Source organism: Lactovum odontotermitis, assembly GCF_054658595.1.
The window spans coordinates 1-22,439 of sequence record NZ_BAAGGQ010000020.1 but is presented as its reverse complement, the minus strand read 5'-3'; the positions used below and the strand labels follow the sequence as shown (position 1 = coordinate 22,439).

At 43.4% G+C, this 22,439-nt stretch carries 34 protein-coding genes; 32 read left to right on the top strand and 2 right to left on the bottom strand.

What is annotated here, in order from left to right:
• The first annotated feature begins 10 nt into the window (after positions 1–10).
• The 11 genes from ACYQ2E_RS09795 (at position 11) to ACYQ2E_RS09745 (ending at position 4,031) form a co-directional block, all read left to right on the top strand.
• Positions 11–682 (top strand): hypothetical protein, encoded by a 672-nt coding sequence (locus tag ACYQ2E_RS09795; RefSeq protein WP_460017888.1) that lies wholly within the window; start codon positions 11–13, stop codon positions 680–682.
• Positions 679–1,080, top strand: a complete 402-nt coding sequence (locus ACYQ2E_RS09790) for a beta-sandwich lipoprotein (RefSeq protein ID WP_460017887.1) — start codon at positions 679–681, stop codon at positions 1,078–1,080. Before ACYQ2E_RS09795 ends, ACYQ2E_RS09790 begins: the two co-directional genes overlap by 4 nt.
• 245 nt (positions 1,081–1,325) lie before the next feature.
• Positions 1,326–1,490 (top strand): hypothetical protein, encoded by a 165-nt coding sequence (locus ACYQ2E_RS09785; RefSeq protein ID WP_460017886.1) that lies wholly within the window; start codon positions 1,326–1,328, stop codon positions 1,488–1,490.
• Positions 1,491–1,596: 106 nt separating this feature from the next.
• Positions 1,597–1,764 (top strand): hypothetical protein, encoded by a 168-nt coding sequence (locus ACYQ2E_RS09780; protein ID WP_460017885.1) that lies wholly within the window; start codon positions 1,597–1,599, stop codon positions 1,762–1,764.
• A complete protein-coding gene (locus ACYQ2E_RS09775; RefSeq protein ID WP_460017884.1) occupies positions 1,754–2,008 on the top strand; it encodes a hypothetical protein in 255 nt (84 codons plus the stop codon). Before ACYQ2E_RS09780 ends, ACYQ2E_RS09775 begins: the two co-directional genes overlap by 11 nt.
• A 15-nt stretch (positions 2,009–2,023) precedes the next feature.
• Positions 2,024–2,149 carry a hypothetical protein gene (locus ACYQ2E_RS09770; RefSeq protein ID WP_460017883.1) on the top strand — a complete coding sequence of 42 codons (126 nt, stop codon included), beginning with the start codon at positions 2,024–2,026 and terminating at the stop codon, positions 2,147–2,149.
• A complete protein-coding gene (locus tag ACYQ2E_RS09765; protein ID WP_460017882.1) occupies positions 2,146–2,358 on the top strand; it encodes a hypothetical protein in 213 nt (70 codons plus the stop codon). The genes ACYQ2E_RS09770 and ACYQ2E_RS09765 overlap by 4 nt, the downstream gene beginning before the upstream one ends.
• A complete protein-coding gene (locus ACYQ2E_RS09760) occupies positions 2,351–2,851 on the top strand; it encodes a hypothetical protein (protein WP_460017881.1) in 501 nt (166 codons plus the stop codon). Before ACYQ2E_RS09765 ends, ACYQ2E_RS09760 begins: the two co-directional genes overlap by 8 nt.
• Positions 2,852–3,067: 216 nt before the next feature.
• Positions 3,068–3,535: a DUF1642 domain-containing protein gene (locus tag ACYQ2E_RS09755; RefSeq protein ID WP_460017880.1), complete on the top strand. Its 468-nt coding sequence runs from the start codon at positions 3,068–3,070 to the stop codon at positions 3,533–3,535.
• A gap of 2 nt (positions 3,536–3,537) precedes the next feature.
• Positions 3,538–3,873 (top strand): hypothetical protein, encoded by a 336-nt coding sequence (locus tag ACYQ2E_RS09750; RefSeq protein WP_460017879.1) that lies wholly within the window; start codon positions 3,538–3,540, stop codon positions 3,871–3,873.
• Positions 3,870–4,031: a hypothetical protein gene (locus tag ACYQ2E_RS09745; protein ID WP_460017878.1), complete on the top strand. Its 162-nt coding sequence runs from the start codon at positions 3,870–3,872 to the stop codon at positions 4,029–4,031. Before ACYQ2E_RS09750 ends, ACYQ2E_RS09745 begins: the two co-directional genes overlap by 4 nt.
• 21 nt (positions 4,032–4,052) lie before the next feature.
• Here the strand turns inward: ACYQ2E_RS09745 and ACYQ2E_RS09740 are convergent, their stop codons facing one another.
• Both ACYQ2E_RS09740 and ACYQ2E_RS09735 read right to left on the bottom strand, forming a co-directional pair.
• Positions 4,053–4,445, bottom strand: a complete 393-nt coding sequence (locus tag ACYQ2E_RS09740) for a type II toxin-antitoxin system HicB family antitoxin (RefSeq protein ID WP_460017877.1) — start codon at positions 4,443–4,445, stop codon at positions 4,053–4,055.
• Positions 4,446–4,467: 22 nt separating this feature from the next.
• Positions 4,468–4,641 (bottom strand): type II toxin-antitoxin system HicA family toxin, encoded by a 174-nt coding sequence (locus ACYQ2E_RS09735; RefSeq protein WP_460017876.1) that lies wholly within the window; start codon positions 4,639–4,641, stop codon positions 4,468–4,470.
• A 143-nt stretch (positions 4,642–4,784) separates the two neighbouring features.
• Between ACYQ2E_RS09735 and ACYQ2E_RS09730 the strand changes: the two genes are divergently transcribed.
• The 21 genes from ACYQ2E_RS09730 to ACYQ2E_RS09630 all read left to right on the top strand — a co-directional run.
• The gene (locus ACYQ2E_RS09730; protein ID WP_460017875.1) at positions 4,785–5,171 is read left to right on the top strand and encodes a DUF722 domain-containing protein; all 387 of its coding nucleotides are present in this window, start codon (positions 4,785–4,787) and stop codon (positions 5,169–5,171) included.
• Between the two features lie 300 nt (positions 5,172–5,471).
• Positions 5,472–5,753, top strand: coding sequence for an HNH endonuclease (locus ACYQ2E_RS09725; RefSeq protein ID WP_460017874.1), 282 nt, complete (start codon positions 5,472–5,474; stop codon positions 5,751–5,753).
• A gap of 98 nt (positions 5,754–5,851) precedes the next feature.
• Entirely contained in the window at positions 5,852–6,340 is a 489-nt protein-coding gene (locus tag ACYQ2E_RS09720; protein ID WP_460017873.1) for a phage terminase small subunit P27 family, read from the top strand.
• Positions 6,333–8,099 (top strand): terminase large subunit, encoded by a 1,767-nt coding sequence (locus ACYQ2E_RS09715; RefSeq protein WP_460017872.1) that lies wholly within the window; start codon positions 6,333–6,335, stop codon positions 8,097–8,099. The genes ACYQ2E_RS09720 and ACYQ2E_RS09715 overlap by 8 nt, the downstream gene beginning before the upstream one ends.
• Complete coding sequence (locus tag ACYQ2E_RS09710; RefSeq protein WP_460017871.1) at positions 8,096–8,242, top strand: hypothetical protein; 147 nt, start codon at positions 8,096–8,098, stop codon at positions 8,240–8,242. Before ACYQ2E_RS09715 ends, ACYQ2E_RS09710 begins: the two co-directional genes overlap by 4 nt.
• Positions 8,242–9,603 (top strand): phage portal protein, encoded by a 1,362-nt coding sequence (locus ACYQ2E_RS09705; RefSeq protein WP_460017870.1) that lies wholly within the window; start codon positions 8,242–8,244, stop codon positions 9,601–9,603. The genes ACYQ2E_RS09710 and ACYQ2E_RS09705 overlap by 1 nt, the downstream gene beginning before the upstream one ends.
• Complete coding sequence (locus tag ACYQ2E_RS09700; RefSeq protein ID WP_460017869.1) at positions 9,560–10,186, top strand: HK97 family phage prohead protease; 627 nt, start codon at positions 9,560–9,562, stop codon at positions 10,184–10,186. Before ACYQ2E_RS09705 ends, ACYQ2E_RS09700 begins: the two co-directional genes overlap by 44 nt.
• Positions 10,155–11,438: a phage major capsid protein gene (locus tag ACYQ2E_RS09695; protein WP_460017868.1), complete on the top strand. Its 1,284-nt coding sequence runs from the start codon at positions 10,155–10,157 to the stop codon at positions 11,436–11,438. Before ACYQ2E_RS09700 ends, ACYQ2E_RS09695 begins: the two co-directional genes overlap by 32 nt.
• A 12-nt stretch (positions 11,439–11,450) precedes the next feature.
• Complete coding sequence (locus tag ACYQ2E_RS09690) at positions 11,451–11,768, top strand: hypothetical protein (protein WP_460017867.1); 318 nt, start codon at positions 11,451–11,453, stop codon at positions 11,766–11,768.
• A gap of 13 nt (positions 11,769–11,781) precedes the next feature.
• The gene (locus ACYQ2E_RS09685) at positions 11,782–12,099 is read left to right on the top strand and encodes a phage head-tail connector protein (protein WP_460017866.1); all 318 of its coding nucleotides are present in this window, start codon (positions 11,782–11,784) and stop codon (positions 12,097–12,099) included.
• Position 12,100: 1 nt separating this feature from the next.
• Positions 12,101–12,394 carry a phage head closure protein gene (locus ACYQ2E_RS09680; protein WP_460017865.1) on the top strand — a complete coding sequence of 98 codons (294 nt, stop codon included), beginning with the start codon at positions 12,101–12,103 and terminating at the stop codon, positions 12,392–12,394.
• On the top strand, positions 12,384–12,758 hold the full coding sequence (locus tag ACYQ2E_RS09675; RefSeq protein ID WP_460017864.1) for an HK97 gp10 family phage protein: 375 nt from the start codon (positions 12,384–12,386) through the stop codon (positions 12,756–12,758). The genes ACYQ2E_RS09680 and ACYQ2E_RS09675 overlap by 11 nt, the downstream gene beginning before the upstream one ends.
• Positions 12,758–13,096 (top strand): hypothetical protein, encoded by a 339-nt coding sequence (locus tag ACYQ2E_RS09670; protein ID WP_460017863.1) that lies wholly within the window; start codon positions 12,758–12,760, stop codon positions 13,094–13,096. The genes ACYQ2E_RS09675 and ACYQ2E_RS09670 overlap by 1 nt, the downstream gene beginning before the upstream one ends.
• A gap of 17 nt (positions 13,097–13,113) precedes the next feature.
• Entirely contained in the window at positions 13,114–13,707 is a 594-nt protein-coding gene (locus ACYQ2E_RS09665; protein ID WP_460017862.1) for a major tail protein, read from the top strand.
• A gap of 72 nt (positions 13,708–13,779) precedes the next feature.
• Positions 13,780–14,205: a hypothetical protein gene (locus ACYQ2E_RS09660; protein WP_460017861.1), complete on the top strand. Its 426-nt coding sequence runs from the start codon at positions 13,780–13,782 to the stop codon at positions 14,203–14,205.
• Between the two features lie 172 nt (positions 14,206–14,377).
• Positions 14,378–14,557, top strand: a complete 180-nt coding sequence (locus tag ACYQ2E_RS09655) for a hypothetical protein (RefSeq protein ID WP_460017860.1) — start codon at positions 14,378–14,380, stop codon at positions 14,555–14,557.
• Between the two features lie 228 nt (positions 14,558–14,785).
• Positions 14,786–17,440: a phage tail tape measure protein gene (locus ACYQ2E_RS09650; RefSeq protein ID WP_460017859.1), complete on the top strand. Its 2,655-nt coding sequence runs from the start codon at positions 14,786–14,788 to the stop codon at positions 17,438–17,440.
• Positions 17,440–18,117 (top strand): hypothetical protein, encoded by a 678-nt coding sequence (locus tag ACYQ2E_RS09645; protein ID WP_460017858.1) that lies wholly within the window; start codon positions 17,440–17,442, stop codon positions 18,115–18,117. Before ACYQ2E_RS09650 ends, ACYQ2E_RS09645 begins: the two co-directional genes overlap by 1 nt.
• Positions 18,118–21,003: a phage tail spike protein gene (locus tag ACYQ2E_RS09640; protein ID WP_460017857.1), complete on the top strand. Its 2,886-nt coding sequence runs from the start codon at positions 18,118–18,120 to the stop codon at positions 21,001–21,003.
• Between the two features lie 16 nt (positions 21,004–21,019).
• Positions 21,020–21,337 (top strand): hypothetical protein, encoded by a 318-nt coding sequence (locus tag ACYQ2E_RS09635; RefSeq protein ID WP_460017856.1) that lies wholly within the window; start codon positions 21,020–21,022, stop codon positions 21,335–21,337.
• Between the two features lie 14 nt (positions 21,338–21,351).
• A partial coding sequence (locus tag ACYQ2E_RS09630) for a hypothetical protein (RefSeq protein ID WP_460017855.1) occupies positions 21,352–22,439 on the top strand: 1,088 nt, incomplete at its 3' end.

The window sequence follows — 22,439 nt, the reverse complement described above, 5'->3', positions numbered from 1 at the left end:
GACAGGGAAAATGTTAGCAGTAAAAGATATTACAGGTAAATTTACACCGAAGTATGCAGAGGCAATCCGCCCTTTCACAGAGTGGCTGTTGCAGTACGGCTATGATTACAACTACAAAAACGGCACATTCACGATTAAATTTACAGCAGATGCAGGATTTGACGCCGTGAAAGTGGCCGCGGACGAGATAGACAATCAGTTTGAACTGCAGGGGGATTTGTTTGACAGTTCCCCTGAAGATGTGACAAACGAGCTGGAACTCCTGGAGGGGGAGTTTGAGGAAATGAAAATTCCGATGACTGAACTGACAGACCCTGAACAGGTCGGTTACGATAAGTTTTGTGAAATGACAACGAGAGACACTTTTGACGGTGGCCAGTACACATACCAGGTTGGTGGTAAGGAAAATGACTGTCAGAAGAAGCGCCGGTCTTATCTTGAATATCTGGAAACTAAGAAGCATAATTTTGAATTGCCAGAGCCAAAAGAAAAGAAGTTTGAAATCAAGATTCAAGATGGCGGTCTGCTGGTTGAAATCAAGAATTACTCGCAAAGTGAAGCGGTTCACACATTGGCTCATGCGCTAATTGGAATTTGTGATGAGGAGCCAGATACGGCAATGCTTGCGGTTATGGTGGAAATTGAGCGCGCTGCTCAGGAAGGCAAGAGTAAGGATAAATGACAAAGAAAAAAATGTTAATGGCGATTGTTGCCGGGTTTACGGCAGTTCTAATGCTGGTCGGGTGCGAGCAGTCGGACAAGGTATCAAGCAATATTTCTAAAGACGCAGACAATTTCAAAGTCCCGCGTCAGGTGACGGTGATTAATACTCGAAGCGACAAAGTGATTCTTCAGGCAACGGGGTTGATGAGCGTGGATCGTTCAGAAGAAAAGATGACGATTCTTATCAAGACTGGGAAAAACGAGTTTAAGAAGCATATAGTTTACGAGAATAAATGGACGGCCGCAAGTATTGAGCAGATTACGAGTAACAAAACGAATCCTTATGCTTACCAGTACACGATTAATCCAAAGCATATTATGCACGGCTGGGAAGTTGTAAAGGTTGAAAATAATTAGTTAATCAGGTTGGTGCCCTGCAGTGCGGTGAGGGCTAAGTGTGAAAATCCGCCCCAATGCGTGGAAAACTGAAACAGCCAATTAAAAGTCAGCGGAAGAGCCTTGGAACATGGCAGATTTATCTCATGCGCAGTGCGTGGTATGAAATCGTAAAGCCAGGAGTGGCGCTCACCTGCAGTAGTGCGGGTACGAGGCTATAGAGGCTCTGACACTGGCGTTGATAAGGAGAAGAAATGTATTGTTGTATGTGTGATAATTGCGGATATTCTATAGACCCGACGAATCACTGGTGGATAAAGGGAGCAGAAGATTATTATTTCTGCAGTGAAAGATGTGCAGGAGCTGCGGCTGAAAATATGAAGATGATAACAGGATTAACTGCTGGAAAAATTGAACACTTTGAAGTCTAATTTGACAAAAACAGACTTTTGATGAATTAGATAAATCAGAAATAAAAATAGTTTGACAAAATGCTTGTTTCGTCAAACTACCGAAATTTTTGCATGGAGAATGGAAATGAAAACAAAAGGAATCATGTTAATTTGCAATTTATGCAAAGGCAGATTTGATGAACTCACAGTGCTGAATTATCCAAAGAAAATTTATCCGTGGCCGTTTTCACGGGAACTATGTACGGAATGTTTGGACAAAGAGATAAAAGGAATTGAGGCACTTGATGATTAAAATCTTAGCAGGTAAAACACAATTACAGATTATGCGGGAAGCTGAGAACATAACCGCCTATGACCTTGCTCGTTCAATTGCGAACATGTACGGTTACAAAGCGGGTGGCGATGTCAATCACTTGTATCAAACAATAAATGACATCGAAGCCGACAAAGGTGTATTTCAAAGTATACCGCGGAAAACTTATGAACTAAAGTACATTGCAAAACGGCTGAATTGCAAAGTTGAAGATCTAATTTAGTGAGGAAGGAAAAATATGACCGAAAAACAGACTGAAACAGTCGTTATTGACTTAAATCATAATCCTCATGAGGTTGAGTGGCCAGCTGGATTATTTGACAAGATATTTGATGACAATGAAGACGAGGGGGACGGATTTTGACAAATAAAGAGCTACAGGAAAAACTTAAAGAGTTTCCAGACAACATGGACGTTGGGTGTACTAAAGAAGAATGGGAAGAAAAATCTGCTGAATTTTATGACATGATTTGTCAGGCGATTTTCTATACTTACCCGGAATTTGAAGATATAAGAGATGACATAGCAGACCTGATAGATGAATTCGTTGAAGGGAAAATAGAAGATGACTGAACAACCAAAAACAATCTCTCAAATAATGCGCGAAGCACTTGACGAAATAGTAGCTGAAACTGAAGTAACCGCTATTGAAGACATTGAAAAACTGGATAATATTGAATGCATTGCCTCATCTGCAATTGACGATGTAGACGACATGAGCCACTATCTTGCAGGAATTGATTATTCATTTATGCAGTCACATATTGACGGTATCCCAGCAGAAGAAGCCAGGTTTGTAGCATTATCTCAATATGAACGCAGAATTGAGTTAGCTTCTGAATTAGACAAAGCAAGACGTGAAAAATCGGAATTTCTGGATAAGATAATTGAGCGAATAAAAATAAAGAGGGAGGCTCTTCCAATTGAATATGCAAAATTAGTCCAAGATTCTTTATCAGATAAAAAAGATGCAGAAATAAGCGAAGAGATACTAAATATTGTTATTGGTTCTTCGGATATAACGCTAGAATGGGTTCTAAATTATTTAGAAAGTGAGATGAAATGACCAACTATAAACACACTACAGTCGTGGATTTGATACGAGCTTTGGAACCATATAAGGAGACTGCTCTTCCGCTTGTGCTGGTTTCTGGGAATACGATACTAAACCGAATAAATATAAGAGTATCAGGTACTGACGGAAATTACATACACATCGAGGTTATAAATACAGGAAAGCCTAGATATAACTGGATGAAAAAACTGAAAAAGGGACAAAAAAATGACTAAATTTGAAGAAATTTTTGATAAGCTACCATATTTTTCTGTAACAGGTGTTCGAAAAAAATTCAAGGACTGGGAACCGCCGAAAGAAAAGCCCGAAATTCCTAGTTGCATTGCTGATTTCATTGAGAAACGTAAATACGAAGGCGACACTTATATCAAAGCAATCATACACGCTTATCATGAGTTCAGCCGTTTTAAAACTATTGACTGGATTAAAGAAAACGACAAAACGTTTATCGACGCGTGGTACGAAGGCTACACAATAACAGATGAAAAGCTATATTATGTAAAATTACCGCACGACGGTACTCTATACACAATGTACGTGTCGAAGAATGGAAGAGTAGTTCAGCTAAGTAGTTATCCTAGCATTGAAAACAAGAATTTATTACTGACGGAACAAGAGATAAAGGCGATAGACAAACGATACTGGGAATTTCGAGTGCCTGTGGAGGAGGAATAATAATGAATGAAGCAAAGTGTCCAGCATGTGGTTATGACGCCTATTCCTGGGACAATTATGTGAGTATCGGCAATATTCTGGAATGTCCAGAATGCGAAAATCATTTCACACTAGTTGCAGCAGCTTTATCGGAAAGACCAAAAATTAAGATTCCAAAGCAAACGGCAGCAAATCTTATTTATCACTTTACAGTTGATGACAATGGCTTTCATTGCAAGCACAGCCTTGTCAATACTAAAGATGACGATGAACTGGAGAAATACTTGAAATCTAACTACAAGACTGCGATGGCATATCTAAATCCGCTCACGCGGCAGTTTGTGGAGGTAATGGAATGAATTTATTTGCCATAATCCTGTTAGGCCTGAGCACATTTTTCCTGTTTGTAATTATTGGATACTTGGGAAGTATTCAGCGTGAACTGGAAAAGCAGACACGAGAATTTGACAACAACAAAGCGCTTGTTGAGGTCATTGAAAAGATGAGCCGAAAATAAAAAACCGGCCAATAAGACCGGTTAAGCTAAGGAAAGTTTCTCCTTGATTGCCTCTGACAAAGTCTGAGAGAAATTCAGCCCCTCTTGAATCGCGGCGTCATTGAGATAAGAGGGAATCGTGAGCGTCTTCTTGACAGGTGTTTTATCAAGTTCACGCTTATACTTGGCAGGGTCGATGTCAACGAAAGTGACAATGTCACCGTGCTCAGGTGTATATTTGACGGTTCCAGGCTCTGGTAAAGGATTATCCAGAGAGAAAGTGCCGATATAATCACGTGCCATTGTGATAGCGTCTGCTAGGCTTTCTCCCTGCGTATAACCTTCAAGGTCAGGAATGAAGACAAGGTATTTATAAACTGACTTTTCATCAGCGTCATATGAAATTAGGGTTGGAAATGCGATTGTATTACTCATGAGTAATCTCCTTTCTAAAGGGCTATAACAGCCCGTTGCGTTTTAAGACAGCCTTTGCAAGCTTTTCATTGACTTCAGGGTGGCGCGGAATTTGTTCCTCTTTCTTGCCGTTTGTCCAGACATCGTGATTGCCGCCGTGGCGTTTGAGCCACCAGCCGCCTGCTTTGAATTTCTTTTCCAGATCTCGCTTTTTCATGGGAGCCTTTCCTTAACTTTATGTTTATATTGTAACACGTATTTATTACGTGGTCAAGTAATAACACGTATTTCTTACGTGTAAACAAAAAACTCCGATTGCTCGAAGTCCCGCTAAGACTATTATAGCATACGGAGGAGCAAATGGCGGACAATATTGATCACATGATAAGAGATTACCTGACTGGCAAATTAGAGCAAAAAATCAAGATACGTGAGTTAAGTTTGGCTGCACGTGTGCCCTCTGAAAACATCGGCGGTTCACGTACCCCCCGCAGCAACGAGTCAGAACAAGCAAGACTGCTGGAAAAGATGGACAGCGACCCTTTACTGAACAAATGGAAGCATGAGCTTGAGCAAGTGCCTGAATGGCTGAAGACGGTCGACAATCTGACACATGACATCATTATCTTGCGATTCAAGTATGACAAGACCTGGTGGCAGGTGCGCAATGAAACTGGGCTGAGAGAGCGGGCCGCACAAAATAGATATGCAGATTTTAAGCAAACGATTCTGAGATGGACGGAATGACCTGCGCTTTTGGTGCGATTTGTCTGCAGATTGTAGACGGATTATCGTGGTATCATGGTATTATGAAATAAAGGCGAGAGCGAAAGGCACTCGTCTTTTCTAATACTTATGGGACAAAGAATTCATAGATGTGCAGCAGCAGGCTGCAGAAGCATGATACCAGTTGGGCAATCATATTGCCAGAAGCACACTGGACTATCACGGAACAGGCAGACAGATTACCAGTACAACCAATGGAGAAAGTCGAATCGTTCCGCAAGCACTCGCAATGAGTTCTATCACAAGCGCCCTTGGAAGCTGATGCGCAGGCAGATACTAACCAGAGACATTGGACTCTGTCAATACTGTAATCTTTTTGGACAAGTCACGCCTGCTGACATGGTTGACCACGTTGTACCAAGAGAAGTTTCACGCGCCAAAGAGCTTGATGAATCTAATCTCGTGTCATCATGCAATGCCTGTCACAATACTAAAACAAAATGGGAACAAAAGTATTATGGTACAGGACAAAGAAATAAAATAAAAGAAGACGCAGTCATGATTCTCGATTACAAAAATCTGAAATTTATTTTTGAAAAATAAAAATGGGGGGGGCGCCTATTTTTGTTCAAAGGAGACCGATGTGTGGTCTCGTCTTTTATGAAATTCCCAAAAAATGAAATTTGAAAGGAGGTGTTCCTATGGCCGGAAACAAAATGTCGGGGCGAAAGCCTAATTTATCTAACACTGACGCTAAAAATCTGGATAGACGCAAGCGTGCCAAACAAGCAAAAGAAAACAGTAAAGATTTTTCGGCTATTGGAGCACCTCCCACTTATTTGTCTGCAAACGAGAAACGACTTTATCGGTCGATTGTTTCGCAACTGAATAAGAAAGGGCTACTTGTCAATCTCGATAGGACCTTACTTACAGTTTTTTGCCAGAATGTTGAGTTGTCGCTCAAGGCTTCGCAGGAGATTGAGAAATACGGCATCACTATTCTTGATGACGGACATGTGAAGAAGAATCCTGCAGTTGATATTAAAAATAATGCAGATAAGCAGATTAAGTCGATTGGCTCAAGTCTTGGACTTGATCCGATGAGTCGTGCGGCTCTGCTGTCAACGAAACCAGTTGAAGCACCAAAGGAAGAAATGAATGATTTCTTGAGGCTGGTGTCAAATGGATAAGGTCACGGAATATGCTCAAAAAGTTGTTGACGGAGAGATATTGGCTGGAAAGTTGCTGATTTTAGCATGTCAGCGTCATTTGTCAGATTTGAATAAACAGGAGAGTGAGGACTTTCCTTTTTTGTTTGACACAAAAATCTTGACGGGCTTTCTGATGTTTGCTTCGCGAGTACCTGACCCTGATACTGGTGAGCCTCAGCCTTTAATGGACTGGCAGATTTTTGCAATGGGTTCACTGGTGGCTTGGAAGGATGTCGAGACGGGCGGACGGCGGTTTAAACGCGGCATTATTTCAATTGCGCGTGGTCAGGGTAAGACTTATATGGCAGATGTGCTGGCGAGTTATGACTATTTTGTGATGTCGCTGAGGAAGCATAATCAGGATATTCTGTTGTCAGCTAATACGACGCAGCAGACAGTCAAGCTGTTTAACTATGTTAAAGGAACGGCGGAGCGATTGCTTTCAACTGTTTTGAATCCATTAAGTGAAGAGGTTTCTGTCAGGTCAATGGATATTTTTAATCAGCGAACGAAGAATCAGATTATCCGAATGTCAGCTGAGTCTGGTAAGTATGACAGTTTTCATGCGACCACGGCAATTTTTGACGAAGCGGGAGACCAAAGGAATCGTGAGGCCTTTGGAAAGATTACATCTGGGCAGATTAAGAATGAGAATGCTTTATTCTTGATGATTTCGACGGCTTATCAGAATCCAAATGCACCGCTCCGCGAGGACATTAAAATGGTGGAGACAGCAATTATCGCGGATGACGGGAGCTTGGAGGATTATTTTCTTGCGGTCTGGTGTCAAGATGACCCTGATGAGGTCTTTGATGAGGAACTTTGGATTAAATCTAATCCGCTTTTGGGGTTGAAATCTCAGAGAGCTAAGCTGTTAAATGGTTTGATTAGTGAACGAAATACGTTATTAAAGCAAGGAAAATTGAATGATTTTCTTGTAAAAAATATGAATATTTGGCTCAATGCTGAGCAAAATGCAGCTTTTAATCTGAGTGATGTTGAGGCGTCGGTGATTCCTGAGTTTGATATGACGGGACGTGAGGTTTATATTGGCTTTGACAACTCGATGACTTCTGATGATGCGGCGTTATTTTTCACTTTCCCCTATATTAACAGTGAAGCGGAGAAGCGCTGGCATTTGTATCAGCACAGTTTTATTCCTTGGCATAAGGCGGGTTCGATTGAGGCAAAAGAAAACCAGGACGGAATCAATTATCGGCACATGGAAGAACTTGGTTTTGCGTCAATTACACAGCATGAGAAAGGGCTGATTGATAATGATTTTATTTTTACCTGGTTAATGGATTTTGTTGAAAGTAATCGCTTGAATGTGCTTGAGTTTGATTATGACGCGGCGCACTCGTATGCGATTATCAAGGCAATTGATGAGGCGACAACCTGGAATATGGTGGGTGTGCGTCAAGGGACGATTTCGCTTAATGAGCCGACGAAATGGCTGCAGGATTCTTTCGTGGAGGGGCGTGTAACGCGTCTTGATGACCCGATGATGCAGAAGTCGTTGATGAATGCGGTGATTGTCTCGGACAATAATGGGATTAAGATTGATAAGAACCGGGCAACGTTCAAGATTGACCTGGTGGACGCCGCGATTGACTCGCTTTATAATGCGATTTATCACTTTGAAGATTTTTCAGAGGGTGGGCAGGTGAGCGATTATTCACGAATGTCAGATAAACAGGTTGCAGATTTTATTATGTCAGGAGATTTTGGATTTTGAGAGAGTTAATTTCAAATGTTTTGAGTATTTTAGGGCTGGTTGCAATTTGTGCGGCAGGCTTTTCTATTGTGTTTTGGCTTGGGCTTATGTTGACGGGCTTTTCTCTGATTCTGATTGCTTATTTTACAGAAAGGGGTGAGTAGTGTTTGGCGAAAGAAGAGCACAACAGGTTAAATCTGCTAGTTCTGACTATCATTTGACGGTTGGGTCAAGCAGTTGGCTGGGGTTAACGAATGGTTATTTGTCGGCTGAGAAAGCACTGCGAAACTCTGATATTTGGACGGCGGTGATTACGATTGCCTCGGACATTGCACGGACGATTTTTCATTCGTCTAAACAGCCAGAAGAAAAGGTTCTGAATAATCCGGCAACGTTGACGAATCGTTTTAATTTTTATCAGTCAATGGCTATGCAGATGTTGTTGGACGGAAATGCTTATGCGCTTCGGCGTGTGGGCGATGCACGAAGAGGTGAGTGGTGGGAGTTTGTTCCACCATCAGGGGTGACAGTTTGGCTTTCAGATGACGGGCAGACGTTGAGTTATGATTTTAATTTCTTGAATCCGTCAGAAAAAAGGCTTGAAAAGGTGGCGGCATCGGATGTAATCCATTTGCGCTGGGCGTCGGAAAATGGCGGCATTGTCGGGCAGTCTCCATTGGTTTCGCTTCTCAATGAATACAATCTGCAGCAGACTGCAAATGGATTGGCAATGTCAACATTGAAGCGGGCTATTACACCGACAAGCGTTTTGAAATCGACGGCTGCGAAGCTTGGAAAGAAAGAGCGTGAGGAAGTACGTAATGTTTTTGAAGAGGCCAACACAGGCGGAAATTCCGGCCGTGTGCTGGTACTTGACCCTTTGTTTGATTTTAATCAGGTGGAGGTGAAAGCGGATATTGCAAAGATACTCGACAGTGTGAATTATACGCGCTCACAAATTGCAAAGGCCTTTATGATTCCAATGGCGCTTTTGGGAGATGAGGCGGAGCATAGTAATCCGGACCAGATTAAAAAGCAGTATGACCAGGCGTTTGACAGATATTTGCAGGCGGTGGTTGGTGAACTTTCTCTGAAGTTGTCCGGAAATATCTCAACGGATATTCATCTAATCAATGACTTTGATAGTTCAGGATTGGAGGGGCGCGTCATTGCGCTGGTTCAATCTGGAATTGTCAGTAAAGATATTGGCTTGGAGATTCTAGGTAAATCATCAAGTGACCTGATTACTTCGGATTTGGTGAACGAACAGCAGGAAGAATTACAGGAAAAGGTTCAGCAATCAATTGGAATTACACTGAACGGTGCGCAGACACAATCTTTGATTACTATCATTACACAGTATCAAAGCGGAGCTTTGACTCAAAGTCAGTCTGTTCTGATGATTGAAGTATCTATCGGTGCGACTGAAGAGCAGGCAATGAAGCTGCTAGGTGATGACTCGGTAATAAATGAAGCTGTCAATGAGACAGAGAGTGAGGAAAATGATGAACAAACAGGAGATTAGAAGTTTTACTACTTCAGTAGAAATTCGTGACGGCACCAATGGACGCGTGATTTGCGGCTATCCGATTGTATTTGATAAACCCTCTCAGGACTTGGGGGGATTTGTGGAGTATATCGACCCGCATGCGCTTGCGGGTGTTAACTTGTCTGAGGTCTACCTGGTACGCTCTCATGAGATGGATCATGTGCTGGCACGTGTGGACTCCGGAACTTTGAGCCTGAAAGTGGATGACAAGGGGCTTTACTTTGAAGCCAGCTTGCCGAACACGACGCTGGCTAATGATACGCTGGAAGACATTCGGGTAGGTAACATCAAAGGGATGTCCTTTATGTTTACGACTAAAAAGGACAGCTGGAATGAAAATCTTTCAATTCGCACGGTTCTACAGATTGATGAAGTCTATGAGATTACGCTGACACCTATGCCAGCTTATCAAGATACATCAGTCGTGATTGCAAAACGTGACGTTTTGTTAAAAACAAATACTAAAGAAATGAGAGAGCGTGCAAAGGCTCTTTTGTTTTGCGCAAAAGCCAGACAGGAGGTAATGGATGGCAAATTTAAATCAAAGCCTGGAGCTTAAAAATCAGGATTTGAATGCAGCGATTGACAATGCTGAAAGTATTATCAATAATCCTGATTCTAGCCCTGATGAGATTAGCGCTGCGACTGCAGCGGTGAAAAAGATTCAGGACGACATCAAGAATCTGCAGTCTTTGAAAACGGCAGAGCCGAAAATTTCTACATCAGAGTCTTCTTCGGATTCAAGTTCTGAATCAGACAGCGACTCTCAATCACTGAGCGATTCTGAATCTGAATCCGCTCGCGCTTTGTCTGATTCGTCTGAGTCAGCAAGTGAATCTGAATCAGACAGCACACAAAATTCTCAAACAATGGAGGAAAACAGAGCTATGCCTGTAAAAGTAGATGGTACAGAGGTGACCAAAATTAAAAAAGATGCGCTGAAAGAGCAGCGTTCACTTATCAATGATTTTATCCGCTCAGGTGGTGAAAAGCGTGACGGATTAACATCAACGGATGTTGGTGTCTTGATTCCTGTCGAAATTATCTATGATCCGTCAATGGAAGTCAAGACGGTTTATGACTTGGCTTCACTGACGACTAAAACTAAGGTTAAGACAAAATCCGGCAATTATCCGATTCTGAAGAAACCAACGGCGACGCTTCCGTCAACTGCTGAGCTGGAAAAAAATCCAGAGCTTGCAAAACCGGAATTTCTGGACGTGAAGTGGGAGGTCGACACTTATCGTGGCGCAGTTCCGATTTCTCAAGAGTCAATAGATGATACTGAAATTGACTTAGTGGCGCTTGTTGCGGACTATGTGCAGCAGATTAAGTTGAATACAACGAACAAGCAAGTTGCATTGGTCTTGTCAAGCTTTACAAAAGGAGTGGCTGCATCAGCGACACTTATTGACGACCTTAAGAAGATTGTAAATGCAACACTTGATATTGCCTACATGAAGCAGTTTGTCGTCACTCAGTCGATGTTTGACACGCTTGATAAGCTAAAAGATGGCGAGGGACGCTACTACTTGCAGCCGAATGTGGCGCAGGGAACTGGCTTTACTTTGTTTGGGCTTAAAGTCACTCCGGTTAATGATGACGCCTTTGGCGGTGCCGCAGGTTCTCAACAGCTTTGGGTCGGCGACCTGAAGCGTGCAGCGCTTTATGCGGATCGAATGGAAGTTGCTCTGCAATGGGTGTGGAATGAAATTTACGGCAAGTATTTGCAGGCGGTGATTCGTTTCGACGTTGAGGCAGCTGACAAAGCAGCCGGCTATTTTGTAGATCTCACACCTGCGGGTGCCTAAGGAGGTCTGTAAATGGAAAAACATCCAGTTTTACAAGATTTTACCGACGCTGAGACGGGTCGCATTTATCGTGCAGGCGCGGACACTTATGATGTCCCGTCTGCCGAACGCGTAACCGAATTGATGAGTGATTCACATCCGAATCATAAGGGCGCAATCATTGGTCCAGCTCTTGAGATCAAGTCGGGGACTGATGAACTATCTGAAAAGACGGCCGGCGAGTTGTCGAAAGATAGCACGAATGCTCAGATTGTTGCGTATTTGAAAGCACACGAGATTGACCTTGAGGGTAAAACCAAAAAGGCGGATTTGATTGCATTGATTAAATAGGGAGGTACAGAGTATGGCAGAAGATGAGCTTTTGACTAAAGTCAAGACTGCATTGCGCGTGACTGTAGCTGATACTGACCTTGATGATGAAATCAACTCGCTTATTCTGGCTGCTCGTGCCGACTTGAAAGTTAACGGCATTGTTTCTGATGCCTTTGCTGAATCTCAGAAAGATTTGATTGAGCAGGCGATTAAGATTTACTGCAAGGCGCATTTTGGATTTGATAATCCTGATGCGCCTCGCCTGTTAGAATCGTATGAGGGTCTTGTTAATCATCTCTCTGTGCATTCGCAGTTCGCTGAAAGTGAGGCAGTGAATGCGGTGGACTAGTGTGATTTATTTGCTTACGGCGACTTATAAGCAAGACAATTTGCAGCAAGTGCTTAAGTCTTATGACAAACACAAGGTCTTTGCCAATAAATTTTCTATTTCTAAAATGGAATTCTCAGCGGCAGGACAGTTGGGCTTGAAGCCTGATGTGGCTTATCAGGTCTTAACATCTGAGTACGCAGGCGAGGAGTTTGTTGAGATTGACGGCTTGAGGTATCATGTTTACCGTTCCCAAGAGAATGGCGACAAGACGGTGCTTTATCTTCAAAGAGAGGTAGCTGACGATGGCGTTTGATATGTCTTTTGATCTTGGCGGTGAAATTGTCAATGCTTTAAAAGAGTATACCGATGATGTTGAGCAAGAGCTTGAGAAAGTCTTTGATGAAACTGAAAAGGAAACTCTGAGTAAGCTCAAAGAAGAAACGGCATCTGCTGGTTTCAAAAAACGGAAAAATCGGACAGCAAAGGGCTGGAAAGTTCAGAAAGAGGGGAGAAAGCGGACGTTTTACAACACGGACGCTAAAACTCACTTACTCAATAATGGACATGCCACACGCAATGGCGGACGTACAAAAGCATATCATTTTGTTGAACCTGTTGAGGAATGGCTTGCTGAAGAACTGCCGGCAAGGGTTGAGAAAGTACTGGGAGGCAGTTAATGGATTTAGAAAGTTTTAGCGCACAGCTGTCATCTGTGACAGGGTTGCCAATTGCTTATCATCACTTTCCGAAGGGAGATAAGACTTATACACCTCCAGCTCCACCGTTTATGATTTATTATTTCAATGAAGATGTCTCGGTTCTTGCTGATGACGGCAGCTATTACACGATTCGTTCGGTAACAGTCGAGCTTTATACTGACAGAAAAGAGCCTGAAATTGAGCAAAAAATTTCAGATTTTTTTGCAAATCTTGAAATCGTTCCAAGCCACGCCGAGGAGTGGATAGATGAGGAAAAGATGTACATGCAAATTTATGATTTTGATTTGGGCGAATAGCCCGGGAAAGGAAAACAATGGCTGATAATAAAGTAACTTTTGGTCTTAAAAATGTCCATCTCTGGGAAATGACAGATGACGGAACAGCTGTATCCTATGGAGATGTGATTCCATGGAAAGGTGCTACTGAAATCTCACTTGACCCAGCGGGTGACCGCACGGATGACTATGCAGATGATAGCCTGTGGTACTCGATTGATAACAATCAGGGATTCACCGGCAAACTGACTTTCAAGATGGCACCTTACGAAGTGACTTCTGTAATTGTGGGTGATTTCAAAGATGAGAACGGTGTGATTGCTCAATCTCTGTACCAAGGCAAGCCTGTTGCTATGGCTTTTGAGTTTCAGGGAGACAAGAAAGCAACTCGACACATTCTTTACAACGTGCAATTCTCTCGCCCTGGCGAGGGGAGTTCGACAAAGTCGGACAAGCTTGAAACTGGGAATCTTGAATTTGATTTCACGGCAGGGCTTGACCCCTATCTTGAAGTTGCTAAGTCTAAGAGTTCACTGGATACGACTCAAGAGGCATTTGACGCATGGTATGAGAAGCCTTATCGCGTAACAAAAAACGCGTTCGGCGGTTCAACTACTCCACCTGCAGGCTAATTCTGCAGGTTTTTCGGGGCGTTCTAGCGTGGGTGCAAACCCCACACGCCCCCTATTTGAAAGGAAATTATTATGTTGAAAACTGTAACGGTGGGGAATCGAGAGATTAAATTGCAGTCCTCAGGTGCAACTCCGATTTATTACTCAAACGAGTTTAAGCGGGACTTCTTCAAGGATTTTGGTGTTGTCATCAAGTTTGCGATGGACGCGCAAGGATTAGAAGATATAACTGCAGCAATTTCCCTATTTGACTCTGGTGCTATTCTTCGATTTATGGATTTTGCTTACATTTATGCGAAGAACGCAGATCATTCAATTCCAGATGAAGAGACCTGGCTGGATGAATTCGAAACTTTTCCGATTTTGGATATTCTGGAGCCAATGGTAGAATTGATGATGGCGAGCTTAACTGTAAAAAAACCCTTCGCGGCGGACTCGAAACGGACGAAGCCTTCGACGGCGAAAGTTTCCTCTACGTCGCGAAAAAAACGGGTTTGAGCTTCGAAGAGCTTCAAATGATGGATTTGGGGCAAGTGATTGACTATATTATTGAGTATACAAACAGTGAAACAAAGGCACAGTCAGGTGAAACCCCAGCACGGCGGGCAAAACAATCAGATTTTGATAGTTTTTAATTGACTTTTTGAAATACAAGAAGTATAATGAGGATGTGAAAAAGAATAACTTTGGCCGGCCAAAGTCGGAAGACCCGAGAAACAGGCTGCTGACAATAAGATTGACCGAGAACGAGATGAATAATCTCAATGCTTATGCGAAAAAGGTGAGGTCTGATAAAGCCAAGGTTGTTCGTCAACTTATTTCTGGATTGGAGAACTCAGATGAAAATTAATAATAAGACTATTGACAAATTCTTTTCTGCTTATGCCAAATTTGGCTTTGGTTATATGGTTTTCGTTGGTCTTTTGATAGTGCTGTTTATCCTGCTTATTGGAGGGCTGTTGTTTTATTCACTCCTAGAAAGTCTCTTCTTTTAACCGAATAAATTAAGTCTCACTTTTCAAAGCTTTGCCGAATTCGGCAGGGCTTTTTTGTTACAAAAAAACTGAAAGGAGCCGTTATGGCTGGTTCACGCGTTAAAGGTATTACAATTGAAATTAATGGCGATACTAAAGGCCTTGACAAAGCTCTTTCTGGTGTAAACTCAGAAGCAAATAAAACAGCTGCTGAGCTTAAAGATGTCAACAAGCTATTGAAGCTTGATCCAGGTAACACGACACTTGTTCAGCAGAAGTTTGACTTGATGAAAACTGCAGTTATGCAGACTGAGGAGAAACTAAAGACACTTGAGAGCGCTGAAAAGCAAGTCAATCAGGCATTTAAAAACGGTGATTTAGGCGAATCACAATATCGAAGTTTTCAGCGTGAACTTGAGTCAACCAGGGGGCAACTGAAGAATACAGAATCTGGTGTTAAAGAACTTGATCAAGTTCTGAAAGGAACAAAGTCCGCCACAGAAAGTGCAGAAACAGGTTTTAAACAAGCGAAGACTTCTCTAAATGGCCTGGGAACAGAAGCGCAAGATACGAGCACAAAACTAGAAGGCATTGCCTCAAAGATTAATACTTTCTCCATGCAAGGCTTTGCAAATGGTGCGCAGCAGGCAGGTCAAGGATTGAAAGCCTTTGGAGAGCGGACACTTGACGCTTTCCGTGAAGTTGATGAGGGGATGGATACGGTTGTTGCAAAGTCTAGTCTGACTTCTGATGAGACAAGCAAACTCTTTTCGACTTTAAATACCGAGGTGCCGGGAACCAATTTTCAGGCAATGGGCGACGCGGTTGGCGGATTGAATCAGCAATTCGGGTTCACAGGTAAGGCGCTGGAGACTAATTCAGCTTATTTGTTGAAGTTTGCCAGTGTCAATAACACTGACGTGGCGCCGTCAATCAAAGGCGCTCAAGATGCAATGGCACTATTTCAGATGGACGCTTCACAACTTCCATCCGTACTTGATTCTGTAAGCAATACCTCTAAAAATACAGGCCTTTCAGTAGACACAATCTGGTCAAGCCTGCAAAATGGTGCACCAGCTTTGCAAAATATGGGCTTGAATCTTGATCAGTCCGTTCAAATGCTAGGTATGTTTGAAAGTTCAGGTGTCGACGCTAACGGCGCAATTGCAGCGCTCACTAAAGGTGCAACGAACTTCGCTAAAGACGGTAAAACTCTCTCTCAAGGTCTACAGGAAGTCGGTCAGAAGATGAAAGAGACTAAAGACCCTGCTGAACAGATGTCAATTGCGGTTGACACATTCGGCGCTAAAGCTGGTCCGCGTATGCTGGACATGCTGAGAAACGGAAAGCTCAGCCTGGAGGATTTCGGTAAGGCTTCTTCAAGTGTAGATTCTGTCGGTAAAACCTTTGAGGCACAGCTTGACCCAATTGACCAGATGACTTCGACTCAGAACGACGCGAAAATGGCTATGGCTGAGTTAGGCGGTGAAATTCAAACCGCTTTGGCGCCTATTCTTAAGGCATTGAGCAGCGCCATAAAAGGACTGGCAGGCTTCTTTGGAGATCTTCCAGGACCAGTAAAAACGGTTGCAGCGGCTTTTGTTTTGATTGTCACCGGAATATTGCTTTTAATGCCAGTTATTATGGGAATTGCAGCTCCAATAATGTTGTTCGGGACGGCTTCTGGCGGTGCAGCAGTTGGTGTTGGTGCGTTATCAGGTGCACTATTGCCAATTATTGGCGTAATTGCAGCAGTGATTGTTATTATTGGCTTAATTGTTCTTGCCGTGAAGCATTGGGGGGACATTGTCGCCTGGCTGAAAGGCGTCTGGCAAGGTATTACAGAGTTTTTCGGTAATATCGGACAGGGCATTGGACAAATTTTCAATAACATCGGCCAAACCATTCAAAATGTTTGGAATGGTGTAGTAAATTTTGTTCAGTCAATTCCTGAAAAAATCCAGTCTTTCTTTGCAGGAATCGCCGAGTGGTTCTCGAATACCTTTACAGCAGTCGGTAACGGGATTCATAGTGCTTGGGATACGGTTGTCAGTTTCATACAGAGTATTCCGCAAATAATCATGAACTTTTTCAATGGCGTTGTTGCATTCTATTCTGGTGTTTTCCAAAGTGTAGGAAATGCAATTCACGGGGCATGGGACGCTGTCATTAGCTTTATCCAAGGAATACCTGGCCGAATTCAGAATTTCTTTTCTGGAATTGGTTCGTTTTTCTCAGGAATTTTCAACGATGTGAAAACAGGTGTCACAAACAGATTTGATGAGATTGTTACTTTTATTCAAGACATACCTGGAAAGATTGTTGGGTTCTTTGAGTCAATCCCGGATAAAATTTCAGGAGTTTTCAAAAATATCCATATTCCGACGTTGCATGTTAAGGGCGGATTTGATTTGAATCCTGCTCATTTTAAGGTGCCTTCTATTGAGTTCTACGCAAAAGGTGGTGTTTTCACTAAGCCAACTTTGTTTGCTAACTCCGGCTCTGTCGTTGGTGAAGCGGGAGCGGAGGCAGTGCTTCCTCTGAATGATAAGACTTATGCGGGCATTGGTGCTGGTATTGGTAAGTTTTTAAGCGGAAACAACATTCAGATTATTGAATTGCTTCAGCAGCTTATTTCGGTAGTCGGCAATCAGAAAGTTGTGCTTGAAACTGGTGCCTTGGTTGGTGGGATTTCTGATTCTATGAATTATGCACTTGGTGAAAAAACTTCGAGAACAGGGAAAGGTAGGGCAAGTTAATGGGTAGAACTGCTTTAAGAATTGACAGATACGATACTTGGGGAGACTGGGGTTTACTTTTAGCAGCTGGCTGGACTTTGGATGAAGCAGAGGTTAAACGGGAAACAGTTGACAGGCCTGACGGAGATGGAGTGATTGATTTCACGGGTGCTGTAACTGGTTATCCTAATTATGGCAATCGAGCTTTCAATGGCAATCTGATTTTGCTGCCAGATAGACGTCAAAATTGGGAAATCACTCGAAAGATTATCGCAAATAAGATAAACGGAACTCGGCATAGGCTTATCTTGCCAGATGACGAAGAACATTATCTTATGGGAACAATCACAATGGGAACGCCTACATTTTCATCTGGCGCTCGCAGGTTTGCTGCAACTTATCCAATCACTGCAGATTGTGATCCTTACAAATACAAAAACAGGCTGACTGAGATTTCATACGACAATGTCACAACACTTGAAATTACGCTCAGGAGCGAACGTATGCCGGCAGTTCCGACGATACTGTCAAGTCAGGCGCTGACTGTTAAATCAGATAATGGCACGACTTTGCAGATTTCGGCGAACGTGGCGCGTGAGTATCCTGAGCTGATTCTGATTAATGAAGAGACGGCATGGGTACTGACATCGGCACAGCCTGCAACTGTAACAATTACTTATCAGGAGGGGAGTTTGTAAATGGTTTATACAGTAAAACTTGATGACCAACTGCTCTACGATCCCCGCCTTAAGAATGCCTGGATTCAGTCGCCGAAATTATCGCAGGCGGTCAATGCTTTTGACGCCTTTGATTTTACGATTTATCCGGAATCTGGTGCGCCGAAAGACAAAGGGAATCCGCTGTACGGTCAAATCAAACGCCGGCAGTCAATCTACAAGCTCTACAAGGACGGGAAACTGATTAGTCGCGGGCGTGTGATGGCGGAGACGAAAAACAGGATTGGTGCGAAGCTTGTAGAGTGTAACGGGCAAGGGGATTTCTTGAATGATTCCCGGGTGCCAATCTATGATTTAGGTGTTCCTGTGGTCGACCTGCTGAAGTTCTATATTGACGAGCACAACAAGCAAATGCACGGTGATACGCAGAAGATGTTCACGCTGCGGAGTGTTACGGTGAAAGACCCTAACAATTACCTCCCGCGTGCCAGTTCTTCACGACCGACAACCTGGAATGAGATTCAGGAGAAACTGATTAAACCGCTCGGCGGTTTTTTGGTTTTCGATTATGACGAGTACGCGGGTATTTGTTATCTGGACTATCTTGCTGAGTCTCCGTTCACGAGTAACCAGAAAGTCCAGCGCGGGAAGAATCTGCTTGACTTGACGGATAAAATCGACACGTCTGAGCTATACACGGCAGTAATCGGCTACGGTGCTCAGATTGGCCAGTCTATCGCTGGAAAAGAAGCGCCACGCCTTAATGTCACCGACATCAACAATGGTCTTGATTATGTTTTCAATCAGGCAGCAGTGGATGAGTACGGCTGGAGTTTTGATGTGCAGGTTTGGGACGACGTGAGTACGCCTCAGGTGCTCTTGCAGCGCATGAATGACCAGCTGGTAAAGGACATTCAGCTTAAACGAAATCTCCAGCTCACAGCAGTGGACCTCTCTGTGATTGATAAGTCAGTGGAAGACTTCAGTCCGCTAGATTACATCTGGGGCGAGACGGTGATTAATGCGCCGGAGCAGTTCATGATTGACAAGGTTGACACGGACTTGCAGAGTCCTGCGACGAACAAGCTGACAATCGGAAAAGATGTTAAGACAATCACAGAAATCACGAATAATCAGTCTGTGGTCAAGGGCGCAGACGGAGACGCTGGTGCTCCGGGTTTTTCACCGTCTTTGTTGAACGATAACGTAACTTTTCCCGCAAACGCCATGGGAGGAGTGCTGTCTTACGAGGGTGGGAACACCAATATTTCAGTACTCGCAGGTGACGGTAGCTACTTTGAACCCGTTCCTTATATGCTAAGCGCCTTAATATCTGCAGGAAGCGCCTATATTAATAGCTTGCTTGCCTATCATCCAAGCTCAAACGTTAATGAGTCAGTTGCCTATATGAACAGCCTCGTAGAAAAATATGCCGAAATGACAAGTGACGAACGTTTGGCATATGACCTGGAGGAATACCATGGCGCAGGTTCAATCAAAGAGTGGATTGAGCTTTCAACGCGCACACAATATATCCGTGCGATTGAAGCTAACTCTATTTTACCGATTGACATTGAAAAGGTTTATAACGACGGTTTTAATAATGGTAATCTTTCTAATGAAGAATATCAGCTCTTTCTGATTGCTCAGTACTGGAAAATTCCAGATGCTGAAAGGGCGGAATATAACTGGGAAGAAGCGACCGGAGGATACGGAAGCGGACCTTATGACGACTGGGTAAAAGATGATAGTACTCAGCTGAGATATATGAAGGCTCTGATGAGAGGCCCTGAGTTAGAAAATGGACAGTTTGCAGTTCAGACTGTCGCAGCCGGCATCACGTTGGGCGCTGTGCAGATTCTCCCGCTTAATCACTTGATTGCTTACGGGAATCCGTCAAACATGGACATCAAAGCGACTACTGCTACAGCGACATTTACGATTTACACGAAATCTAGTAATCAAATTTCCGTAACAACAAAAGTACAGAATTTCACCAAGTTACCTATGGGGATTACAGGCGACGCTGGTGTAGACAGTTGGACTTACTACCGCTACAGCCCGTACCTCAATGGCGGCGCGGCAGACGGTTCACAGATGACCAGTCTGCCGAATGCGGATACGATATACATCGGTCACCAAAACACACAAAATGTCTTTGCTTCAAGTAATCCGGCGGACTATACTTGGCAGGTATATGAAAAAGCTACCATTGCAAAGCAATTGACCGAGCCCGTTGATAAGTGGATTGGTCGAATTTGGCAATACACTGGCACGAGTGCAATGACGGTGGGTTCTGTGGCGATTCAGCCGCAGACGGTTTATATCTGGAATGGCGGTCGCTGGGATTTATACATTACAAGGTCTACAAATCTGCAGGTTGATAATGGATTTATCACAAACCTCATGGTTCAAAGCATTGACGGGCAAAAGATTTGGGCAAATTCAATATCAGCAAATCAGCTGACAGCGGATGCTATTCAAGTTGGATTGTCGCGATGGGGAGATACCGTACGCATAGACCCGACGAAGATTCAATTTTACAAGGGTTCAAGTCCGATGGCAATTCTGGACAATGCCGGATACCACTTTATGAACGGAACTGACCTTGGCTATATGGGGACGTCATACATGGGTGATGATGTGAACAAAAAGGGGATTTCGTTTAACCTCAAGCGAGACGGGAAATATATGGCCTGGGGTTATGATAATAACAACGACAACAGCTATGACTTGAAAATGCTATGGGCAAATGACGCAACTGTCTTGAATAATTCGACGGGTCTGCAGCTTTACGACAATCTTAACTGTTTTCAGCCTGCCTGGTTCAGAGCTGATTTGAACATGTGGCTGGACGGTCGATACGTGAATCTTCAGAATTTACTCAGGCCGTTAGTCAACGGATAAAAAAAGGAGACAAAACATGTCAATTACAACACAAATTCAGCCTATCAATGAATCACACATGATTCAGAACAAAAAAAGTGAAGACTGTGCACAGGTCAATCTGACAATTTATGAGGACGGCACATTCAATTTCTCAGTGCAAGGATTTAATCCTACAGCTTTTTTTGAAGATACCGGAAACGGAGGATTTTCCGACATCACTAAAGTTTTCAACGATTTTAAAAAGTCAGTAAAAACTACTCGGAAAACTTGGCAGGAAGCACACCCTGCAGCCGAAGAAGAACCGATTATAGCGATGACAATTCCGAGTATTAATTCAACAGAAGACGAATAAAGTGAGGAGGCTACATGGTTTTAGAAAAATTCAGGCAAATCAACGTTGATTGGGATATTTCCAATCAATACCAGAATTCGCCTACTGTGAAAGTCGTTGCTGGAGGCAGTACCAATTCGCAACTACTTACAGTCTCAGTTTTGAACGCTGGAAAGCGTGAAGACTTATCAGAAGTTTCCGCGCTTTTTTCATGGCGAAATCTTACGACTGGTGATAATGGAAATACTCAATTTGAACCGTACGATGTCAATTCTGGAAGTTTTCAAGTCGCACTTCCCAGCTCAATGCTCGGGGTTAAGAGCAAAGGTCAGGTCACGGCTAACATCGTTTTGACGAAGCCGGAGCCGGACGGATTTTTGATTACAAGCCGTGCTCTGAGCTTCGTTATTGAAGAATCTGCGCTGACATCGGTTGCTTTCGCGGACGATGAACAGTCCAATCTTTTTCAAGAAATTCTAAAAAACTGGCAGAAACTTCCGGAAGATTATGAGGCGACCATTTCAGCAGCGAACGTCGCCTCTGCTTCACTTGCAGCCTCTTTGTCGGCAACAGCTGCAAGTGTCAACAGCACTGTTTCCTCGGTAGCAGATAGCGTCAATGACGAATTGTCTTCAACCGCCAGTTCATTTAACGCATCCGTTGCTAGTGAAGCGGCGCAGTCAGTGGCCTCTCTGGCAAGCTCTCTGGCTCAGAATGTTTCATCTGCCAATGATATTGTAACTTCACTAATTGCCGGAGACGCGTCAATGGACAGCTATCTGCAGTCACACTACAGTGCAGCAGAAACTTCCATGGTCTCAATGGCCACAGAAGCAATTAACGGATTGTTAGGCGACAGTGCCGCAGTCACGCTGGATTCGCTGGTGATTGATGACAGCACTGCGGTGGCCAGTTACCAGGAAAATGTCACGACAGCAAACGGGACATCCGTCTCAAAACCGATGTCGACCACAACAGGCTTCTGGTCGACACTCAAGAACTGGATTATTGGGTTGATTTTTGATGATACAACTGTTGCGAAAATCCTACCTTTTCGGAAAGGTGGAACAGGCACAAATGCAATAGCCTCTGGTTTGGTCAAGTCAAACGGAACTATGCTTGT

What these genes read in the sequence shown, in the direction of transcription:
- ACYQ2E_RS09795 (WP_460017888.1), top strand. Translation starts at nt 11, where the DNA reads ATGTTAGCAGTAAAAGATATTACAGGTAAATTTACACCGAAGTATGCA.
- ACYQ2E_RS09790 (WP_460017887.1), top strand. Translation starts at nt 679, where the DNA reads ATGACAAAGAAAAAAATGTTAATGGCGATTGTTGCCGGGTTTACGGCA.
- ACYQ2E_RS09785 (WP_460017886.1), top strand. Translation starts at nt 1,326, where the DNA reads ATGTGTGATAATTGCGGATATTCTATAGACCCGACGAATCACTGGTGG.
- ACYQ2E_RS09780 (WP_460017885.1), top strand. Translation starts at nt 1,597, where the DNA reads ATGAAAACAAAAGGAATCATGTTAATTTGCAATTTATGCAAAGGCAGA.
- ACYQ2E_RS09770 (WP_460017883.1), top strand. Translation starts at nt 2,024, where the DNA reads ATGACCGAAAAACAGACTGAAACAGTCGTTATTGACTTAAATCATAAT.
- ACYQ2E_RS09760 (WP_460017881.1), top strand. Translation starts at nt 2,351, where the DNA reads ATGACTGAACAACCAAAAACAATCTCTCAAATAATGCGCGAAGCACTT.
- ACYQ2E_RS09755 (WP_460017880.1), top strand. Translation starts at nt 3,068, where the DNA reads ATGACTAAATTTGAAGAAATTTTTGATAAGCTACCATATTTTTCTGTA.
- ACYQ2E_RS09750 (WP_460017879.1), top strand. Translation starts at nt 3,538, where the DNA reads ATGAATGAAGCAAAGTGTCCAGCATGTGGTTATGACGCCTATTCCTGG.
- ACYQ2E_RS09745 (WP_460017878.1), top strand. Translation starts at nt 3,870, where the DNA reads ATGAATTTATTTGCCATAATCCTGTTAGGCCTGAGCACATTTTTCCTG.
- ACYQ2E_RS09740 (WP_460017877.1), bottom strand. Translation starts at nt 4,445, where the DNA reads ATGAGTAATACAATCGCATTTCCAACCCTAATTTCATATGACGCTGAT.
- ACYQ2E_RS09735 (WP_460017876.1), bottom strand. Translation starts at nt 4,641, where the DNA reads ATGAAAAAGCGAGATCTGGAAAAGAAATTCAAAGCAGGCGGCTGGTGG.
- ACYQ2E_RS09730 (WP_460017875.1), top strand. Translation starts at nt 4,785, where the DNA reads ATGGCGGACAATATTGATCACATGATAAGAGATTACCTGACTGGCAAA.
- ACYQ2E_RS09725 (WP_460017874.1), top strand. Translation starts at nt 5,472, where the DNA reads ATGCGCAGGCAGATACTAACCAGAGACATTGGACTCTGTCAATACTGT.
- ACYQ2E_RS09720 (WP_460017873.1), top strand. Translation starts at nt 5,852, where the DNA reads ATGGCCGGAAACAAAATGTCGGGGCGAAAGCCTAATTTATCTAACACT.
- ACYQ2E_RS09715 (WP_460017872.1), top strand. Translation starts at nt 6,333, where the DNA reads ATGGATAAGGTCACGGAATATGCTCAAAAAGTTGTTGACGGAGAGATA.
- ACYQ2E_RS09700 (WP_460017869.1), top strand. Translation starts at nt 9,560, where the DNA reads ATGAGACAGAGAGTGAGGAAAATGATGAACAAACAGGAGATTAGAAGT.
- ACYQ2E_RS09695 (WP_460017868.1), top strand. Translation starts at nt 10,155, where the DNA reads ATGGCAAATTTAAATCAAAGCCTGGAGCTTAAAAATCAGGATTTGAAT.
- ACYQ2E_RS09690 (WP_460017867.1), top strand. Translation starts at nt 11,451, where the DNA reads ATGGAAAAACATCCAGTTTTACAAGATTTTACCGACGCTGAGACGGGT.
- ACYQ2E_RS09685 (WP_460017866.1), top strand. Translation starts at nt 11,782, where the DNA reads ATGGCAGAAGATGAGCTTTTGACTAAAGTCAAGACTGCATTGCGCGTG.
- ACYQ2E_RS09675 (WP_460017864.1), top strand. Translation starts at nt 12,384, where the DNA reads ATGGCGTTTGATATGTCTTTTGATCTTGGCGGTGAAATTGTCAATGCT.
- ACYQ2E_RS09670 (WP_460017863.1), top strand. Translation starts at nt 12,758, where the DNA reads ATGGATTTAGAAAGTTTTAGCGCACAGCTGTCATCTGTGACAGGGTTG.
- ACYQ2E_RS09665 (WP_460017862.1), top strand. Translation starts at nt 13,114, where the DNA reads ATGGCTGATAATAAAGTAACTTTTGGTCTTAAAAATGTCCATCTCTGG.
- ACYQ2E_RS09660 (WP_460017861.1), top strand. Translation starts at nt 13,780, where the DNA reads ATGTTGAAAACTGTAACGGTGGGGAATCGAGAGATTAAATTGCAGTCC.
- ACYQ2E_RS09650 (WP_460017859.1), top strand. Translation starts at nt 14,786, where the DNA reads ATGGCTGGTTCACGCGTTAAAGGTATTACAATTGAAATTAATGGCGAT.
- ACYQ2E_RS09645 (WP_460017858.1), top strand. Translation starts at nt 17,440, where the DNA reads ATGGGTAGAACTGCTTTAAGAATTGACAGATACGATACTTGGGGAGAC.
- ACYQ2E_RS09640 (WP_460017857.1), top strand. Translation starts at nt 18,118, where the DNA reads ATGGTTTATACAGTAAAACTTGATGACCAACTGCTCTACGATCCCCGC.
- ACYQ2E_RS09635 (WP_460017856.1), top strand. Translation starts at nt 21,020, where the DNA reads ATGTCAATTACAACACAAATTCAGCCTATCAATGAATCACACATGATT.